Here is a 16,496-nt window from a genome sequence, read left to right as displayed (position 1 = left end):
AGCAGTCGCGGTCCCAATAGCGATCGCCGCGCCGGTCGTAGCGATAGCAACCCTTGTGCTTTTCCTTGGTCGATCCGGCCACGGCACCTGCCGCTGCGCCGACCGCAGCACCGGCACCGACGTCGCCCGCAAGCGCGCCGACGCCCGCGCCGAGCGCACCACCGGCAAGGGCACCCTCGCCTGCGTAGTTGCTCGCGCAACCGGCCACGCCAAGCGCTCCGGCGGCAAGGATGGGAAGAATGAGCATTCGCATGGGTTCTCTCCGCTGAATATCAGGTTATGCCTGTTCAACGGTCCCGATGCGGGCGGGTTCCTGAAAGGTCCGCAGACCATCGCCGCCGCGCGCCCGCTCGTCCCGCAAGGCCTTGACGACCTTGGGGTTCGCAGCGTTCGCGCGGCGGGTAGGAAGATCAGTCCGGCTTCTTGGCCACGGCCACCATGGCCGGACGCAGCAGGCGGTCCTTGATCATGTAGCCAGCCTGAAGCTCCTGCACGACCGTACCGGCCTCGGCATCGGCCGAGGGAACCTCGATCATCGCCTGATGCTGGTTGGGGTCGAGCGGCAGGCCCATGGCGGCGATGCGGGTGATGCCGTGGTTGGTGAAGACCTTGTCGATCTCGCGGCCGGTCGCCTCGATGCCCGCGACGATGCCCTTGAGCTTCTCGTCCTCGCGCAGGTCCGCCGGAATGGCCGAAAGCGCGCGGGTCAGGTTGTCGGCCACGGAAAGGATGTCGCGGGCGAAACCGGTTGCCGCATAGGCGCGCGTGTCGGCGACGTCCTTTTCGAGGCGGCGGCGCACGTTCTGGGTCTCCGCGCGAGCGTAGAGCACGTCCTGCTTGGCGACTTCGAGTTCCTCGCGCAGCTTGGCGAGTTCCGAATTGTCGATCATATCCTCGGGCACGCCCTTCAGTTCTTCGGCGATGGCCGCTTCTTCTGTCGACTGCGTCTTTTGTTCGGTCATTATCGTAAAGTTCCAGCTATCCGATGAGCTTGCCCAGGCTCTGGGCAGTGAAGTCCACCATGGGGACGACGCGCGCATAATTCAACCGCGTCGGCCCGATTACCCCCACCACGCCGACCACCCGGCCGTCACGATCGCGATAGGGCGAAGCGATCACCGAGGAGCCGGAAAGGGCGAAAAGCCTGTTCTCCGAGCCGATGAAGATGCGCGTCGATTGCGCCTCGCGCGCAAGGTCGAGAAGTTCGGCAACCGATTGCTTGCTTTCCAGGTCGTCCAGCAGCGAACGCACCCGTTCGAGGTCGGAAAGCGCGGTTTCGTCGAGCAGGTTGGCCTGGCCGCGCACGATCAGCACCGGCCGGGCCATCGCATCCTCGCTCCAGACCGCCAGTCCGCGCTCGACCAGATCGCGGCTTGCAGAATCAAGCGCCGACTTGCCGGTTGCGATATCCGCGCGCATCGCCCGCGCCGCTTCACCGAGCGTGCGACCCGCCAGATGCGCGGTTATGTAGTTGGAGGCTTCCTCCAGGGCGCCCGGCGGCACGGCGACGGGAAACTCGACGATCCGGTTCTCCACCGCGCCGTCCTCGCCCACCAGCACCGCGAGCGCCCGGCCCGGTCCCAGCGGCACGAGCTGGAGGTGCATCAGGCGCGGCTCGCGGCGCGGCACCATGACGACCCCTGCCCCCGACGTGAGGTTGGATAGCAGCGCGCTGGTCGCTTCCAGCGCCGCCTCGATCGGGCCGGGCGAGGAAATCCGGCTCTCGATCGCAAGACGCTCCTCTGCGGTCGGCTCGGCCACCTGCATGATGCCGTCGACGAAGAGGCGCAGGCCCGCCTCGGTCGGCAGCCGTCCCGCACTCGTATGCGGTGCGGCAAGGAGACCGAACGATTCGAGGTCGGCCAGCACCGAACGGATCGAGGCCGAGGACAGCCTGACCCCGCCGGGCCCGGCCAATGCCTTGGAGCCGACCGGGGTTCCGGTCGCCAGATAGCCTTCCACCACAAGGCGGAATATCTCGCGGGCGCGGTCGGAAAGTTCGGTGATCGGCGGTGTCGGCATTGACCCTTAATCTAAGGACTGGTGCGGGCGTCTCAAGCCAAATGCGCGCCAGCCATTCGATTGCGCGCATTTTCCGTCCCCGAGGTGTTTCCACTCGCCATAAAAATGCAGCAGGTTCGATTGTCGCATTTTCTGACCATCAGGTGTTTCCACCTGACTTGAAAATGCTCTAGGGGCGCGCGGGTAATCGACGATCAGAACTTGAGCAAAGGACATCCCATGCGACCTTCAGGCCGTACCCCCGACGAGATGCGCGCTATCGACATCCAGACCGGCTTCACCAAGCACGCCGAAGGTTCGGTGTTGATTTCCTTCGGTGATACCCGCGTCCTCGTTACGGCTTCGGTCGAGGAAAAGGTTCCGCCGTTCCTGCGCGGCAAGGGCGAAGGCTGGGTCACGGCCGAATACTCGATGCTCCCCCGCGCCACCCACACGCGCGGCAGCCGCGAAGCCGCCAAGGGCAAGCAGTCCGGCCGCACGCAGGAAATCCAGCGCCTGATCGGCCGCTCGCTTCGCGCCGTGGTGGACATGAAGAAGCTCGGCGAACGCCAGATCGTGCTCGACTGCGACGTGCTCCAGGCCGACGGCGGCACCCGCACCGCCTCGATCTCGGGCGCCTGGGTGGCGCTGCGCCTCGCGGTCGACAAGCTGATGGCCGACGGCAAGATCAAGGAAGACCCGATCACCGGCCGCGTCGCCGCGATCTCCTGCGGCATCTGCGATGGCACCCCGGTGCTCGACCTCGACTACATCGAGGACAGCTCGGCCGATGCCGACGCCAACTTCGTGCTGATCGAGGGCGGCAAGATCGCCGAAGCCCAGGCCACTGCCGAAGGCGCGACCTATGACGAGGAAGGCCTGCTGCGCCTGCTGCGCCTTGCCCGCATCGGTTGCGACCGGATCTTCGCCGAGCAGGCCAAGGCCGTCGGCCGCTAAGCAAGTCCAACCCTTGATCGTCGCCCTCGCGCAAGCGGGGGCGGCGAAAACGGAACCTTTCACATGACCCGCAAGCTTGGAAACACCCGCCTCGTCATCGCCACGCACAATGCGGGCAAGCTGCGGGAAATCGGCGCGCTGCTCGCACCGTTCGGCATCGAGTGCGTCTCCGCAGGCGAACTCGGCCTGCCCGAACCGGAAGAGACCGGCACAACGTTCGTCGAGAACGCGCTCCTCAAGGCCCATGCCGCCGCCAAGGCCGCGCAGCTTCCCGCGCTGGCCGACGACAGTGGCATGTCGGTGACGGCGCTGGGCGGACGCCCCGGCGTCTACACCGCCGACTGGGCCGAACGGCAGTGGTTCGAGGGCGAAGCAGGGCGCGACTGGTTCATGGCGATGGGCAAAGTCGAAGGCCTGCTCTGTGAACAGGGCGCGGATGTGGACCGCTCCTGCTGGTTCTCCTGCGTGCTGGCGATCGCCTGGCCGGACGGCGAAGAAGCGGTCTACGAAGGCCGCTCGAACGGCAGCTTCACCTGGCCGCCGCGCGGCAAGCTTGGCTTCGGCTACGACCCCTGCTTCGTACCGGACGGCCTCGACCAGACTTTCGCCGAAATCGCGCCCGAAAAGAAGCACGAGATCAGCCACCGCGCCGACGCTTTCGCCAAGCTGGTCGCGGAGCAGTTCCCGGGTTAATCTGTCACGATGGCGCGTGCGCTCTACATCCACTGGCCGTTCTGCCTCGCAAAGTGCCCCTATTGCGACTTCAACAGCCATGTCCGCGAACGGGTCGAGGTGGAACGCTGGCAGGCGGGTCTGCTCGCCGACATGCGGCACGAGCATGCAGTCGCGGGCGGGGAAAAGCTCGATTCGATCTTCTTCGGCGGCGGCACGCCTTCGCTGATGCCCCCTGCCCTCGTTGCGCGGCTGCTGGACGAGGCGGAGAAACTCTGGGGCTTTTCGGACGGGATCGAGATCACGCTGGAAGGCAATCCGTCCTCGGTCGAGGCAGGAAACTACGAGGCGCTGGCCGCGGCGGGCGTCAACCGCGTCTCGCTCGGACTGCAGGCGCTCGATAATCAGACCTTGCGGTTTCTCGGCCGGTTGCACGACGCGCAGGAGGGCCTGAAGGCGCTGGAAGTGGCGCAGAAGCGCTTCTCCCGCGTCAGTTTCGACCTCATATACGCGCGTCCCGGCCAGACCCTCGACCAGTGGCAGGGGGAACTCGCGCAGGCCCTGTCCTATGGTACCGGTCACCTTTCGCTTTACCAGCTCACCATCGAGCCGGGCACCAAGTTCGCGACGATGGTGCGTCAGCACGAGTTCGAGCCGCTGGACGAGGACGCCTGCGCCGACATGTTCGCCCTCACCCGCGAGATGACCGCACAGGCGGGGCTGCCCGCCTACGAGATCAGCAACCACGCCCGCCCCGGCGAGGAAAGCCGCCACAACCTCACCTACTGGCGCTATCAGGACTATTGCGGCATCGGCCCCGGCGCGCACGGACGACGCGGCGGCGTGGCGACCACACGCCATCGCAAGCCCGAAAACTGGCTGGAGGCCATCGATCGCCAGGCCCAGGGCATCAACGAGCACCGCGATCTCGGCCGCCGCGAGCAGGCCAGCGAGGCCATGCTCATGGGCCTGCGCCTGCGCGAAGGCGTGGACCTCGATACGATGTCGGTGCGCTTCGGTCTCGACGCCTTGGAACTCTGCGATCCCGCCAAGGCCGCTTTCTACGAGAAGCAGGGCCTCGTACGGCGCGAGGGCGCGCGGCTGCATGTGACCGAACAGGGCATGCCGCTGCTGGACGGGCTGCTCGGCGAAATCGTCCCGGTCGATCTGGTCGAGCCTTGAGCGGCATGACGAAAGCCGACCTGCTCGAAGCCTGGGGCAATCACCTCAGGAACGGGCGGCGGCGCAGTCCCCATACCGTGCGCGCCTATCTCGCCACCGCCGCGCGCCTGATCGACAGCGCGCAGCCCGCCGACTGGCATGGGCTTGCCCGGCTCGAAGCCGCCGACTTGCGGCTGCACCTTGCCGAGCGGCGTGAGGACGGCATCGGCAATACGTCCGCCGCGCGCGAGCTTTCCGCGCTCAAGAGCTTCCTGGCGTTTTCGCGCGAGCAAGCGGGCGTGGCCCATGCCAATGCGCCGCGCCTGCGGGGGCCGCGCGTGAAGAAAGGCCTGCCTCGCCCGGTGACGCCGGACGAAGCCGTCAATCTCGCCGCAACTGTGGAGGAAGACGCCCGCGAGCCCTGGATCGGGGCGCGTGACCGGGCAGTGCTGCTCCTGCTCTACGGCGCAGGCCTGCGCATCGCGGAAGCGCTGTCGATCCCCGGTGCGGCACTGCCCTTGGGCGACACGCTGATGGTCACCGGCAAGGGCGGCAAGCAGCGCATGGCGCCGCTGCTGCCGATCGTGCGGGAGGGCGTGGCGGATTACATCGCCAAATGCCCCTGGCCGATGGCGGCGGATGTACCGATCTTTCGCGGCGCCAAGGGCGGGCCGCTGTCGCAGGGCATGGTACAGAAAGCCGTCGCCCGCGCCCGGATCGTGCTGGGACTGCCCGCCAGTGCCACGCCCCATGCCTTGCGCCACAGCTTCGCCACGCACTTGCTCGGCGCCGGGGCGGACCTGCGCAGCCTTCAGGAACTGCTCGGCCACGCCAGCCTCGGGTCAACGCAGATCTATACCAAAGTGGACGCGGCTACCCTGCTCGACGTGTATCGCAACGCGCATCCGCGCGAGCAGGGCTGAAGCCTCAGAGCACGCCTTCGTCCGGTGCCAGCAGTCCGCGCCAGATCAGTGTACCGATTGCGGCCCCGACGAGCGGCGCGACCCAGAACGCCCAGAGCTGTCCCAGTGCCGCCGTTTCCGCGAAAAGCGCCACGCCGGTCGAACGCGCGGGATTGACCGAGGTATTCGTCACCGGGATCGCCACGAGGTGGATCAGCGTCAGGCACAGGCCGATCGCCAGCGGTCCGAACCCGGACGGAGCGATCTTCGAGGTGGAGCCGAGGATGACGATGATGAAGCCCGCGGTCAGGATTGTCTCGATCAGCAGCGCCGAAGACAGGGCATAGCCGCCGGGCGAAAGCGCGCCGTAGCCGTTGGTCGCAAAGCCGCCGGGCGTCCATCCCGCCTTGCCCGAGGCGATCGCATAGAGCGCCGCCGCTGCGACGATCGCGCCCAGTACCTGGGCGATCCAGTAGGGAACGAGGTCCTTCCAGTCGAGCCGCCCGCCGACCGCCATGCCCAGCGATACCGCTGGATTGAAGTGTCCGCCGGAAATGCCGCCCACTGCATAGGCCATGGTCAAGACCGTCAGGCCGAAGGCCAGCGCCACGCCTGCAAAGCCGATCCCGAGGTCGGGGAAAGCCGCCGCAAGGACTGCCGCGCCGCAGCCTCCGAAGACGAGCCAGAATGTACCGAAGAATTCCGCTGCCAATCGCTTGGACATAACCCTGCTCCCAAATGGTTGCAGGGAAATACTACGATATTATTTCTAGGCGCGATACTCCGGGATTTGTAAAATACTGGCAAATATTACAGGTCTTCGATCTCAGGAATTATCTGTGGAGGGTTTCCAGAAGATCACCCGCCAGAGATACCAGACGGCGGTTCCCGCAGCGAGAATGACGGTCGCCCAGCCGATCCAGGTCTCGGCTTCGGCAAAGCGACGTCCCATCCAGCTTCCGGCCAGAATGAGCAGGGTATTCCAGATCGCGGCCCCCGCTGCGGTGTAGATCAGGAATGGCCAGTGCTTCATGTGGGCAAGGCCTGCCGGGACGGAAACCATGGTCCGGAACATCGGCATGAAACGCATGACGAAGACAACCCAGCGGCCGTGCTTGCGGAAGAACCTGCCGGCTTGCTCAACCTGCCGCCATTCCAGCGTCAGCCAGCGTCCCCAGCGGTCGATAAACGGCTTGAGGCGCTCGTAGCCAAGGCGGTCGGCAACCAGAAACAGCACGTAGTTGCCGAGAGTTGCGCCCACGGTTCCCGCGATCAGCACGGGCGCGAACTCCATGCGGCCATGCGCCATGGCGATCCCGGCGACACCCATGATGAGTTCCGAGGGGATCGGCGGCACGATGTTCTCCAGCATCATCAGCAGGAGGATACCCCAGTATCCTCCTGCCTCGATGAGCGAGATGACCCATTCATTCATGGAACTGTCCCTGCCAAGCGGGTGTCACATCGCGGCGTGGCGCGCCTCGATCGCATCCCAGATCTTCGCGCCGGTATCGGTTCCGTTGAACCGGTCGATGGCGACGATGCCGGTCGGCGACGTCACATTGATCTCGGTCAGCCATTTTCCGCCAATCACGTCGATGCCCACGAAAACAAGGCCTCGCGCCTTGAGTTCCGGCGCCAGCGCCGCGCAGATTTCCTCTTCCGCCGAAGTAAGGCCGGTGGCTTCGGCCGAGCCGCCCACCGCGAGGTTGGAGCGGAACTCGCCCGCGCCCGGCTTGCGGTTGATGGCGCCTGCGAATTCGCCGTCGACGAGGACGATGCGCTTGTCGCCCTCGGCCACGTCAGGAAGGAAGGGCTGGACCATGAACGGCTCAACCCAGGCGTTCTCGAACATCTCGATCAGGGCGCCGAGATTGCTGCCGTCGGCGGGAACGCGGAACACCGCCTTGCCGCCGTTGCCGTGGAGCGGCTTGATGACGAGATCGCCGCCGAAACCGGCTTCGACATTGCGCTGCTGGAACAGGCGCACGTCCTCGATGCGGCGGGCGATGAAGGTCGGCGGCATGAAGCGCGCGTAGTCGAGCACGAAGACCTTCTCGGGCGCATTGCGGACCGAAACCGGATCGTTGACCACCAGGGTCTGCCCGGCGAGTCGCTCCAGCAGGTGCGTGGCGGTGATGTAGCCGAGGTCGAACGGCGGGTCCTGCCGCATCAGCACGACGTCGATATCGGCCACGAGGTCGATCAGACGGTATTCGCCGCGCGTGAAGTGGGCGCCTTCCACGCGCTGCACCGTTACCGGCGCGCCCCAGCAGGTCAGCCGACCGGCCGCGCCCGAGGAGGCGTCATAGGCGAGCGTGCGCACGTCGTAATGGAACAGCTCGTGCCCGCGCGCCTGCGCCGAGAGCATGAGCGCGAACGAGGAATCGCCCGCGATCTTGATCGATTCCAGCGGGTCCATCTGAACGGCGATGCGTAAGGTCATGAAAAATCTGGTCCTAGCGGATATGTACCGAGCGGTATCTTTCGGAAAGGCGGCTTAATCAAATTTCGCGGCGCGCGCGAATGGTTTTGGGACAGTGCAGCATCTTTAGGCGCCGGGCTGCCAGGCATTGACGATCCGGCGGGGCCAGCAGCCCGGTGCCATGAGCAGCACGTCGATCCTCACGTCGTCCCCGGGCTTTCCATAACGATGCGCGACGGCCTCGGCAGCGGCGGCCACGCGGCGCAGGCGATAATGATCGATCGCATGATCGAGATCGGTGCGGCGCGCGCGCCACTTCACTTCGACGAAGCACAAGGTCCGTCCGCGCCGGGCCACGATATCCACCTCCCCGCGCCCGGTCTTCACCCGCGCGGCGCGGATGCTCCAGCCCGTCAGCCGCAAGTACCATGCCGCCAAGGTCTCGCCCCGGCGCCCCTTGCGCTCCGCTTCGGCGCGCCGCCTGCTCACGCCCGGAGGCTCACTTGAGTTCCATCGCCCTTGCATAGAGGGTCTTCCGATCGAGCCCGGTCGCCTTGGCCACGCTGGCCGCCGCCTGCGAGGGCTTGGCCAACGCCAGTTCGGCGCGCAGCAGGGCATCCACGTCGACTTCGCCGATCGGCTCCTCACCCGGCGGCGCGATGAGCAGGACGATCTCGCCCTTGGGCGGATGGGCCGCGTAATGGGCGATGAGGTCCTTGGGCGTGCCGCTGCGGCATTCCTCGAACTTCTTGGTCAGTTCGCGCGCCACCGCCACTTCGCGGCCCGGCAGGACCGCCGCGATCGCTTCCAGCGAATCCTCCAGGCGCGGCGCCGTCTCATAGAAGATCAGAGTCGCAGGAACCTTGGCGAGATCGCCGAGCACCGTCTCGCGCGCCTTGGCCTTGTTCGGCAGGAAACCGGCGAACAGGAAGCGGTCGTTCGGCAGGCCGGAAAGCGTCATCGCCATCACCGCCGCATTGGCGCCGGGCAGGCTGGTGACGGGAATGCCCCGCTCCCGCGCGATCTTCACGAGGCGATAGCCCGGATCCGAGATCAGCGGCGTTCCCGCGTCGCTGACGAGCGCCACCGGCTCGCTTTCCATCAGCGCCAGCAGCCGCTCGCGGTCGCCCTCGCCCGCATGGTCGTCATAGCGGATCATCTTCTGCTTGATGCCGAGGTGATGCAGCAGTTTTCCGGTAACCCGCGTATCCTCGCAGGCGATCGCACTGACCCCCTTGAGTATCTCCACGGCGCGAAAGGTAATGTCCCCGAGGTTGCCAATCGGGGTTGCCACTATGTAGAGGCCTGAGGTGAGAGTGTGTTCCATCGCCGGAACTCATGGCCCAAGGACTAGGGGAGCGGCAAGCAATGTTCTATAATCGCCTCAACCGGCGCAACCTGCTCGCGGCGGCAGCGATGGCGGCCCTGGCGGGCTGCGCCGTGGTTCCCAAGGCGCCCACCCCCACCCCCGCGCCTGCCCCGACGCAGCCGGAAAGCGAGATTCCCACGGATACCGAGCGCCACCGCGTCGCGCTGCTGGTGCCGACCACCGGCCCCAATGCGGGCGTCGGCCAGTCGCTGGCCAATGCCGCCAACATGGCGCTGCTCGATACCGGCGCAAAGAACCTGCGCATCACCACTTACGATACCGGCACCAATCCCGGCGAGGCCGCCCGCCGTGCCATTGCCGACGGTAACAAACTGATTCTCGGCCCGCTGCTCTCGGACGATATCGCCTCCGTGGCGGCGGTCGCCAGGCCTGCGCACGTGCCGCTGATCTCCTTCTCCAACGACGAGAAGGCCGCCGGCAAGGACGTCTTCATCATCGGCAACCTGCCGGGCCAGTCGATCGCTCGCACGATCGGCTATGCGCGCGGCAAGGGCGTGAGCACTTTCGCCGCGCTCGTGCCCAAGGGCGACTACGGCGAGCGCGTGAGCAGCTCGCTGCTCGCCTCCGTCCGCGATGCCGGCGGCTCGGTGGTGGCGATGGAGACGTACGACCGCTCCGCTGCGTCGATTGCCTCGGCGGCAAGCCGGATCAAGGCCAAGAGCGGTTATGGCGCCCTGCTGATTGCCGACAGCGGCAGCCTTTCGGCCAAGGCGGCCGTATCCTACCGCGCAGCGGGCGGCGGTGCGGGCGTGCGCCTGCTCGGCACCGAACTCTGGGGCGGCGAGCGCGAACTGGCGACCAGCCCGGCCCTGAACGGCGCGTGGTTCTCCACCGTTTCCGATGTGCGTTTCGCCCAGTTCGCCAAGAGCTACCGCACCCGCTTCGGCACAGCCCCCTTCCGCATTGCCACACTGGGGTACGACTCCGTGCTGCTGACGCTGCGCGTCGCGCGTGACTGGGCGCCCGGCAAGGTCTTCCCGGCCACGGCGATGCTCGATCCCGGCGGTTTCCTGGGCGTGGACGGCCCGTTCCGCTTCGGCCGCAACGGATTGATCGAGCGCGCGCTCGAAGTCCGCGCGGTGGAAGGCGGCGCGGTCAAGGTCATCAGCGCCGCACCCAGCGGTTTCGCCAAGTAATCCTCCCCTCCCCGCTCCGGGGAGGAAGAAAAAGTGAACATCTCTTTGCGGATAAGCCCAAACCCGTGCTTGATCGCGGGTCTGGGCGCCTTATAGTCCCGCTCATGTCCGATGACCTGTTCGACAAGCTCCCGTCTTCGGGCGGGGAATCCTACGATGGTTCCGCAATCGAGGTGCTGGAGGGGCTGGAGCCTGTCCGGCGGCGCCCCGGCATGTACATCGGCGGCACCGACGAACGTGCCCTGCACCATCTCGCCGCCGAAGTTCTCGACAACGCGATGGACGAGGCCGTCGCCGGTCATGCCAACCGCATCGAGGTTACGCTCGACGAAGGCAACCGGCTGACGATCACCGACAACGGTCGCGGCATCCCGGTGGACGAGCATCCCAAGTTCCCCGGCAAGTCGGCGCTCGAAGTCATTCTCTCGACGCTGCACTCGGGCGGCAAGTTCTCGGGCAAGGCCTATGCCACCTCGGGCGGTCTGCACGGCGTCGGTATCTCGGTGGTCAACGCGCTGTCCAGCCTCACGCGGGTCGAAGTGGCCCGCAACAAGGAACTGTTCGCGCAGGAATTCTCGCGCGGCGTGACGCTCGGCCCGCTCCAGAAGGTCGGCGCTGCACCGAACCGTCGCGGCACCGCGGTCAGCTTCACCCCCGATACCGAGATCTTCGGAGACCAGCAGTTCAAGCCCGCGCGCCTGTTCAAGCTGGTGCGTTCGAAGGCCTATCTCTTCGCGGGCGTCGAAATCCGCTGGAAGTGCGCGCCCTCGCTGGCGGACGAGAACGTCCCGGCCGAAGCCAGCTTCCAGTTCCCCGGCGGCCTTGCCGACCACCTGGCCGAACAGATCGGTGGCCGCGAATGCGTGACCACGCAGTTCTTCTCCGGCACCCAGGACTTCCCCCGCGGCGATGACGGCTCCGAACAGGGCCGCGTGGAATGGGCGATCGCCTGGCCGCTCTATTCCGACGGCTCTTTTTCCTGGTACTGCAACACCATCCCGACGCCGGACGGTGGCACCCATGAACAGGGCCTGCGCGCGGCGCTGACCAAGGGCATCCGCGCCTTCGCCGATCTCGTGGGTCAGGCCAAGAAGGCCAAGGACATCACGCCGGACGACATGATCACCGGCAGCGAAGTCATGCTCTCGGTCTTCATTCGCGATCCCCAGTTCCAGAGCCAGACCAAGGACCGCCTGACCAGTCCCGAGGCCGCGCGCCTCGTGGAGGCGGCAGTCCGCGACCACTTCGACCACTTCCTCACCGACAACCTCGAACGCGGCAAGGCCCTGCTCGGCGCGGTGATGGAGCGCATGGACGAACGCCTGCGCCGCAAGGCGGAGCGCGAGGTCAAGCGCAAGACCGCCACCAACGCCCGCAAGCTGCGCCTCCCCGGCAAGCTGACCGACTGTTCGGGCGAAGGCGAGGGCGAAACCGAACTCTTCATCGTCGAGGGCGATTCGGCAGGCGGCTCGGCCAAGCAGGCGCGTAACCGCAAGACCCAGGCGATCCTGCCGATCCGCGGCAAGATCCTCAACGTCGCTTCGGCTACGGCGGACAAGATCCGCGCCAACCAGGAAATCGCCGACCTCGGTCTCGCGCTCGGCTGCGGCACCCGCAAGGACTGCAACGCGGACAACCTGCGCTACGACCGTATCGTCATCATGACCGACGCCGACGTCGACGGCGCGCATATTGCCACCTTGCTGATGACCTTCTTCTTCCAGGAGATGCCGGACATCGTGCGGCGCGGGCACCTCTACCTCGCCCAGCCGCCGCTCTATCGCCTCACTGCAGGTTCGACTTCGGCCTATGCCCGCGACGACGCCCACCGCGCTGAACTGGAAGCGACGGTGTTCAAGAACAAGAAGGTCGAAGTCGGCCGGTTCAAGGGCCTCGGCGAAATGAACCCCGGCCAGCTTCGCGAGACGACGATGGCCCCGGAAAGCCGTTCGCTGATCCGCATCACCCTGCCGCCCGAATACGAAGGCCGCGCGGCAGTGAAGGACCTTGTCGACCGCCTGATGGGCCGCAACCCCGAGCACCGCTTCCAGTTCATCCAGAACCGCGCGGGCGAGATCGATCCCGAACTGATCGACGCCTGATTGCCAATCAGTCCGGTGTCGCGACCGCGCGGCGCCGGACGATTTCGAAGAGCAACAGCATCACCAGCGACATGATCGGCACATGGAGGTAAAGCGCCAGCGGCCGAGCCAGCGCCGGTGCCGCAAACGCCATGAATAGCGCGGCTCGCTCCCAATCGCGAAAACGTCCTGCCCGTCCCGGTCCTGCCAACCCCTGCCCTGCCAGCCCCGTCCCTGCCAGCCAGAGCATCGGGAACACCAGGATCACCATGTCGTAATCGAGGACATAGGGCGTCGCGAGCGGCGCGCCTGCCAGCATCAGCGCAGCCAGCCCCGGTGTCCACGCCTTGCGCCACGAAGCCTTGAGAACGAGCGCCGCCACACCCAGCGACACCGCGCCCTGCACGGCATAGCTCACCGTCATGGACGCCCCGAGCAGTCGAAGTGCCGCAAAGGGGCTCATCATCTTGCCGTAGCCGATCTGGCCGTAAGCCATCGCCGTCTGCGCCCGCTCGCTCGCGCCCAGCCAGTCTGTCCAGGCCTCTGCGCCGAAGGCTCCGGCGGAAAGCAGTGCCAGCGCCAGGGCCGTCACGGCAGCCGAAGCGATTACCCGCCATTCTCCGGTCGCCAGCAGGACGAGCGGCAACAGCAAACCGAACTGCGGCTTGATCGTCGCCAGACCGAACAGCACGCCTGCAAGCTGGGGCCGCGCCGGAACCAGCCATGCGCCTAGACCGAGCAACCCGGCGACAAGGAAAGCCGTCTGCCCATGGGTGACGACGATCGGCACAGCAGGAAAGGCGGCGAACAGCAGCCAGAGCGGCACCCCCGTCCCGGCATCGGCCCACCAGCGGCGCACCGCGGCAATATAGAACGCCCCGGTCGTCGCCACCCACAGCCCGAGCGCCGGAAAATAGGCCAGCCAGCCGAGCGGCCAGCAGAACAGCAGGAACGACGGTGGGTAGTAGAAGGCAGTGTAAGCCCCCTCCGTCGAGTAATACCGACGCTGTGCCAGGATATGCGCGGCGCCATCATAGGGGTTCGCGTGATCGACCAGCATGTGCCCGGTCGTCCAGAAGCTGATGAAGTCGCTGCCCAGCAGATAGCCGTTTATATCGATGCCGCCGTGCGATGTCGCCACGAGCCACACGATCATCGCGATGTTGAGCACGGCGAACAATCGCAGATATCCAACGACGCGCGGCGCGTTCAACCAGTCCATGCGTCTCAGAAAATCGGCCCCCATCGGCCCTGTCTGCAACGCCCCGGCGGCGAAGTCCATGCCCCGGTCGAGGTAGTCGGCTGCGGACTTGCCTCGCTGCGTTGCAAAACATAGAGCTTAAGCGATCAGTTAAAGGGACCGGACATGCAGCGTTTCGAAGGCACCAGCAGCTATGTCGCCACCGACGACCTGAAAGTCGCCGTCAACGCCGCCGTCCTGCTGCGCCGTCCGCTCCTGGTGAAGGGAGAGCCCGGCACCGGCAAGACCGTGCTCGCCGAACAGATCGCCGCCTCGCTGGATGCACCGCTCATCACCTGGAACGTGAAGTCCACCACCAAGGCACATCAGGGCCTCTACGAATACGACGCGGTCGGCCGGTTGCGCGACGGCCAGCTAGGGGATGCCCGCGTCCACGACATCAACAACTACATTCGCAAGGGCAAGCTGTGGGAGGCCTTCACCTCACCCCGCCTGCCCGTGTTGCTGATCGACGAGATCGACAAGGCCGATATCGAGTTCCCCAACGACCTCCTCGCCGAACTCGACCGCATGGCCTTCGACGTCTACGAGACAGGCGAGCATGTCGCTGCCGTGGAACGGCCGATCGTCGTCATCACCTCGAACAACGAGAAGGACCTGCCCGACGCCTTCCTGCGCCGCTGCTTCTTCCACTATATCAAGTTCCCGGACCGCGAGACGATGCAGGCCATTGTCGATGTCCATTTCCCCGGCATCCAGAAAACGCTCGTCACCCGCGCGATGGAAATCTTCTACGAGCTGCGCGAAGTGCCCGGCCTCAAGAAAAAGCCTTCCACCAGCGAGCTGCTCGACTGGCTCAAGCTGCTCCTGAGCGAGGACATGCCGCTGGACGTACTTCAGAATCAGGACCCGGCAAACGCGATCCCACCGCTCCACGGCGCCTTGCTCAAGAACGAACAGGACGTCATGCTGTTCGAACGGCTCGCCTTCATGGCGCGGCGCCAAAGCTGAATGCTGGGGACTGATTACATGACCGCGCCTTATTCCGGCGGCTGCGTCTGCGGCGCCGTTTCACTGACCATATCGGGTGAGCCGATCGCCACGCGGCAGTGCTGGTGCCGCCAGTGCCAGCAACTCGCAGCAGGCGGACCGACCAACAATGCGATCTTCAAGGCCGAGGACATATCGATCGAGGGCAGTCTCGGCGCTTCGACCTGGACGGCGGCGAGCGGCAATACCCTTACCTTCCATTTCTGCCCGCACTGCGGCACGCAGATCTACGCGCAAAGCTCGGCACGGCCCCATCTGATGACTGTGCGCATCGGCGCCCTCGCTTCCGGCCATGGGCTGAAGCCGGAGGCGGTGATCTGGACAGAAGACGCGCCGGAATGGGCCGTTTTCGATGACGCTCTCGAAAGCTGGCCTCGCCAGCCGCCCCCGCCCCCGTCCGCTGCGTGAAAGACCTGTCGAGGCCGGTTCCTGTCGCGCAAACCCGTTTCGCGGCAGTTCGCGCTCGCCTGGAGGCGTTCGAACCGCGCCCCGGCCCGGCCTCATGGATCTATGAGTTCCTGTTGTTCGGCTTCAAGCAGGCCTGGGCCTGCCTGTTCGGCGCCCTGCTGCTCGCCCTGCTCGTCGCCACCCACCTGTTCTACCCGGCCGATGCCGCTTTCGCGCGTTACGACTTCCTGACGTGTGCGGCCCTGGCGATCCAGATCGCCATGCTGGCGTTGCGGCTCGAAACGCTGGACGAAGCGAAGGTTATCCTGGCCTTCCATCTGGTCGGCACGGTCATGGAACTTTTCAAGACCGCTCACGGCTCATGGGAATACCCGGAAACGAGCTTCCTGCGGATCGGAGCGGTGCCGCTGTTCTCCGGTTTCATGTATGCCGCCGTCGGCAGCTACATCGCCCGCATCTGGCGCATTTTCGACTTCCGTTTCTCCGGCTATCCGGCCGAGGCCCTGGCGGTCGTTCTGGCCGTCGCGATCTACGTCAACTTCTTCGCGCATCACTGGCTGCCGGATATCCGCATCGCCCTCTTCGCCGCGCTCGGCGTGCTGTTCCTGCGCACCCGGATCTGGTTTCGCGTCTGGCGGGAGGATCGCTGGATGCCGCTACTGCTGGGCTGGTTCCTGGTCGCACTGTTCATCTGGTTTGCAGAGAACCTCGCCACCTTTTCGCGGGCCTGGATCTATCCGAGCCAGCGCCACGGCTGGGCGATGGTTCATTGGGGCAAGCTCGGCGCCTGGTATCTTCTGATGTATATCTCGTTCGTTCTGGTGGCCCTGCTCCATCGGCCACGGGAACGGTTGGATCGGAACGTCACATGCTGCTGAACTTCGTGGAGGAACTGCGCGCCGCCGGGATTCCGGCCTCGCTGAAGGAGCACCTGGTGCTGCTGGAAGCGCTCGAACGCGACGTGATCGAGCGGACGCCGGAGGCTTTCTACTACCTCAGCCGCGCGACTTTCGTGAAGGACGAAGGCTTGCTCGACCGCTTCGACCAGGTGTTCCAGCGCGTTTTCAAGGGCGTGCTGAGCGACTACGGCCAGCAGCCGGTCGAGATACCCG

The 16,496-nt window shown here is 65.9% G+C and carries 18 protein-coding genes and 1 pseudogene; 10 read left to right on the top strand and 9 right to left on the bottom strand.

The features are described from left to right. The 3 genes from V7066_RS15710 to hrcA all read right to left on the bottom strand — a co-directional run. Positions 1 to 253: glycine zipper domain-containing protein (locus V7066_RS15710; protein WP_186829871.1), on the bottom strand; the 253-nt coding region annotated here is incomplete at its 3' end. A gap of 157 nt (positions 254 to 410) precedes the next feature. Further along, positions 411 to 962: a nucleotide exchange factor GrpE gene (gene grpE, locus V7066_RS15705; RefSeq protein ID WP_334183922.1), complete on the bottom strand. Its 552-nt coding sequence runs from the start codon at positions 960 to 962 to the stop codon at positions 411 to 413. A gap of 16 nt (positions 963 to 978) precedes the next feature. Next, positions 979 to 2,022, bottom strand: coding sequence for a heat-inducible transcriptional repressor HrcA (gene hrcA, locus V7066_RS15700; protein WP_334183921.1), 1,044 nt, complete (start codon positions 2,020 to 2,022; stop codon positions 979 to 981). Between the two features lie 219 nt (positions 2,023 to 2,241). Here hrcA and rph point away from each other — a divergent pair, with 219 nt between their 5' ends. The 4 genes from rph (at position 2,242) to V7066_RS15680 (ending at position 5,714) form a co-directional block, all read left to right on the top strand. After that, positions 2,242 to 2,958 (top strand): ribonuclease PH, encoded by a 717-nt coding sequence (gene rph, locus V7066_RS15695; RefSeq protein WP_334183920.1) that lies wholly within the window; start codon positions 2,242 to 2,244, stop codon positions 2,956 to 2,958. A gap of 63 nt (positions 2,959 to 3,021) precedes the next feature. Beyond that, positions 3,022 to 3,651 (top strand): RdgB/HAM1 family non-canonical purine NTP pyrophosphatase, encoded by a 630-nt coding sequence (rdgB, locus tag V7066_RS15690; protein ID WP_334183919.1) that lies wholly within the window; start codon positions 3,022 to 3,024, stop codon positions 3,649 to 3,651. 9 nt (positions 3,652 to 3,660) lie between these two features. Further along, positions 3,661 to 4,812, top strand: coding sequence for a radical SAM family heme chaperone HemW (gene hemW, locus V7066_RS15685; RefSeq protein WP_334183918.1), 1,152 nt, complete (start codon positions 3,661 to 3,663; stop codon positions 4,810 to 4,812). Between the two features lie 5 nt (positions 4,813 to 4,817). Continuing rightward, positions 4,818 to 5,714: a tyrosine recombinase XerC gene (locus V7066_RS15680; RefSeq protein ID WP_334183917.1), complete on the top strand. Its 897-nt coding sequence runs from the start codon at positions 4,818 to 4,820 to the stop codon at positions 5,712 to 5,714. Positions 5,715 to 5,718: 4 nt separating this feature from the next. On the opposite strand, the gene aqpZ is transcribed toward V7066_RS15680, so the two are convergent. The 5 genes from aqpZ to rsmI all read right to left on the bottom strand — a co-directional run bounded on the left by aqpZ (position 5,719) and on the right by rsmI (position 9,445). Next, a complete protein-coding gene (aqpZ, locus tag V7066_RS15675) occupies positions 5,719 to 6,417 on the bottom strand; it encodes an aquaporin Z (protein ID WP_334183916.1) in 699 nt (232 codons plus the stop codon). 102 nt (positions 6,418 to 6,519) lie between these two features. Next, positions 6,520 to 7,128 carry a DedA family protein gene (locus V7066_RS15670; RefSeq protein WP_334183915.1) on the bottom strand — a complete coding sequence of 203 codons (609 nt, stop codon included), beginning with the start codon at positions 7,126 to 7,128 and terminating at the stop codon, positions 6,520 to 6,522. A gap of 24 nt (positions 7,129 to 7,152) precedes the next feature. Further along, the gene (gshB, locus tag V7066_RS15665; protein ID WP_334183914.1) at positions 7,153 to 8,139 is read right to left on the bottom strand and encodes a glutathione synthase; all 987 of its coding nucleotides are present in this window, start codon (positions 8,137 to 8,139) and stop codon (positions 7,153 to 7,155) included. A gap of 105 nt (positions 8,140 to 8,244) precedes the next feature. After that, positions 8,245 to 8,607, bottom strand: a complete 363-nt coding sequence (locus V7066_RS15660; protein ID WP_334183913.1) for a YraN family protein — start codon at positions 8,605 to 8,607, stop codon at positions 8,245 to 8,247. Positions 8,608 to 8,617: 10 nt separating this feature from the next. After that, positions 8,618 to 9,445: a 16S rRNA (cytidine(1402)-2'-O)-methyltransferase gene (rsmI, locus tag V7066_RS15655; protein ID WP_334183912.1), complete on the bottom strand. Its 828-nt coding sequence runs from the start codon at positions 9,443 to 9,445 to the stop codon at positions 8,618 to 8,620. A 41-nt stretch (positions 9,446 to 9,486) separates the two neighbouring features. Here rsmI and V7066_RS15650 point away from each other — a divergent pair, with 41 nt between their 5' ends. Both V7066_RS15650 and parE read left to right on the top strand, forming a co-directional pair. Continuing rightward, positions 9,487 to 10,644 (top strand): penicillin-binding protein activator, encoded by a 1,158-nt coding sequence (locus V7066_RS15650; RefSeq protein ID WP_334183911.1) that lies wholly within the window; start codon positions 9,487 to 9,489, stop codon positions 10,642 to 10,644. A 104-nt stretch (positions 10,645 to 10,748) separates the two neighbouring features. Further along, positions 10,749 to 12,746 (top strand): DNA topoisomerase IV subunit B, encoded by a 1,998-nt coding sequence (gene parE, locus V7066_RS15645; protein WP_334183910.1) that lies wholly within the window; start codon positions 10,749 to 10,751, stop codon positions 12,744 to 12,746. A 7-nt stretch (positions 12,747 to 12,753) separates the two neighbouring features. On the opposite strand, the gene V7066_RS15640 is transcribed toward parE, so the two are convergent. Next, a complete protein-coding gene (locus V7066_RS15640; protein WP_334183909.1) occupies positions 12,754 to 13,947 on the bottom strand; it encodes a glycosyltransferase family 87 protein in 1,194 nt (397 codons plus the stop codon). Positions 13,948 to 14,091: 144 nt separating this feature from the next. Here V7066_RS15640 and V7066_RS15635 point away from each other — a divergent pair, with 144 nt between their 5' ends. The 4 genes and pseudogenes from V7066_RS15635 to V7066_RS15620 form a co-directional block, all read left to right on the top strand. Then, positions 14,092 to 14,937: an AAA family ATPase gene (locus tag V7066_RS15635; protein WP_334183908.1), complete on the top strand. Its 846-nt coding sequence runs from the start codon at positions 14,092 to 14,094 to the stop codon at positions 14,935 to 14,937. An 18-nt stretch (positions 14,938 to 14,955) separates the two neighbouring features. Further along, positions 14,956 to 15,384, top strand: coding sequence for a GFA family protein (locus V7066_RS15630; protein WP_334183907.1), 429 nt, complete (start codon positions 14,956 to 14,958; stop codon positions 15,382 to 15,384). A gap of 5 nt (positions 15,385 to 15,389) precedes the next feature. Then, complete coding sequence (locus tag V7066_RS15625) at positions 15,390 to 16,262, top strand: DUF817 domain-containing protein (protein ID WP_334183991.1); 873 nt, start codon at positions 15,390 to 15,392, stop codon at positions 16,260 to 16,262. Next, positions 16,253 to 16,496, top strand: a pseudogene (locus V7066_RS15620) (VWA domain-containing protein); the annotation flags it as partial. The gene V7066_RS15625 and the pseudogene V7066_RS15620, both read left to right, overlap by 10 nt.

The sequence above is a fragment of the Novosphingobium sp. genome, from assembly GCF_036820275.1.
In the GTDB taxonomy this organism is placed as follows: Bacteria; Pseudomonadota; Alphaproteobacteria; order Sphingomonadales; family Sphingomonadaceae; genus Novosphingobium.
Note: the sequence above shows the minus strand (reverse complement) of the source record. Positions and strands in the feature narration are given on the sequence as shown.

Bases quoted from the DNA above. Each gene is read 5' to 3' on its own strand.
- grpE (WP_334183922.1), bottom strand. From the start codon at position 962: ATGACCGAACAAAAGACGCAGTCGACAGAAGAAGCGGCCATCGCCGAA.
- hrcA (WP_334183921.1), bottom strand. From the start codon at position 2,022: ATGCCGACACCGCCGATCACCGAACTTTCCGACCGCGCCCGCGAGATA.
- rph (WP_334183920.1), top strand. From the start codon at position 2,242: ATGCGACCTTCAGGCCGTACCCCCGACGAGATGCGCGCTATCGACATC.
- rdgB (WP_334183919.1), top strand. From the start codon at position 3,022: ATGACCCGCAAGCTTGGAAACACCCGCCTCGTCATCGCCACGCACAAT.
- hemW (WP_334183918.1), top strand. From the start codon at position 3,661: ATGGCGCGTGCGCTCTACATCCACTGGCCGTTCTGCCTCGCAAAGTGC.
- V7066_RS15680 (WP_334183917.1), top strand. From the start codon at position 4,818: ATGACGAAAGCCGACCTGCTCGAAGCCTGGGGCAATCACCTCAGGAAC.
- aqpZ (WP_334183916.1), bottom strand. From the start codon at position 6,417: ATGTCCAAGCGATTGGCAGCGGAATTCTTCGGTACATTCTGGCTCGTC.
- V7066_RS15670 (WP_334183915.1), bottom strand. From the start codon at position 7,128: ATGAATGAATGGGTCATCTCGCTCATCGAGGCAGGAGGATACTGGGGT.
- gshB (WP_334183914.1), bottom strand. From the start codon at position 8,139: ATGACCTTACGCATCGCCGTTCAGATGGACCCGCTGGAATCGATCAAG.
- rsmI (WP_334183912.1), bottom strand. From the start codon at position 9,445: ATGGAACACACTCTCACCTCAGGCCTCTACATAGTGGCAACCCCGATT.
- V7066_RS15650 (WP_334183911.1), top strand. From the start codon at position 9,487: ATGTTCTATAATCGCCTCAACCGGCGCAACCTGCTCGCGGCGGCAGCG.
- parE (WP_334183910.1), top strand. From the start codon at position 10,749: ATGTCCGATGACCTGTTCGACAAGCTCCCGTCTTCGGGCGGGGAATCC.
- V7066_RS15640 (WP_334183909.1), bottom strand. From the start codon at position 13,947: ATGGACTGGTTGAACGCGCCGCGCGTCGTTGGATATCTGCGATTGTTC.
- V7066_RS15635 (WP_334183908.1), top strand. From the start codon at position 14,092: ATGCAGCGTTTCGAAGGCACCAGCAGCTATGTCGCCACCGACGACCTG.
- V7066_RS15630 (WP_334183907.1), top strand. From the start codon at position 14,956: ATGACCGCGCCTTATTCCGGCGGCTGCGTCTGCGGCGCCGTTTCACTG.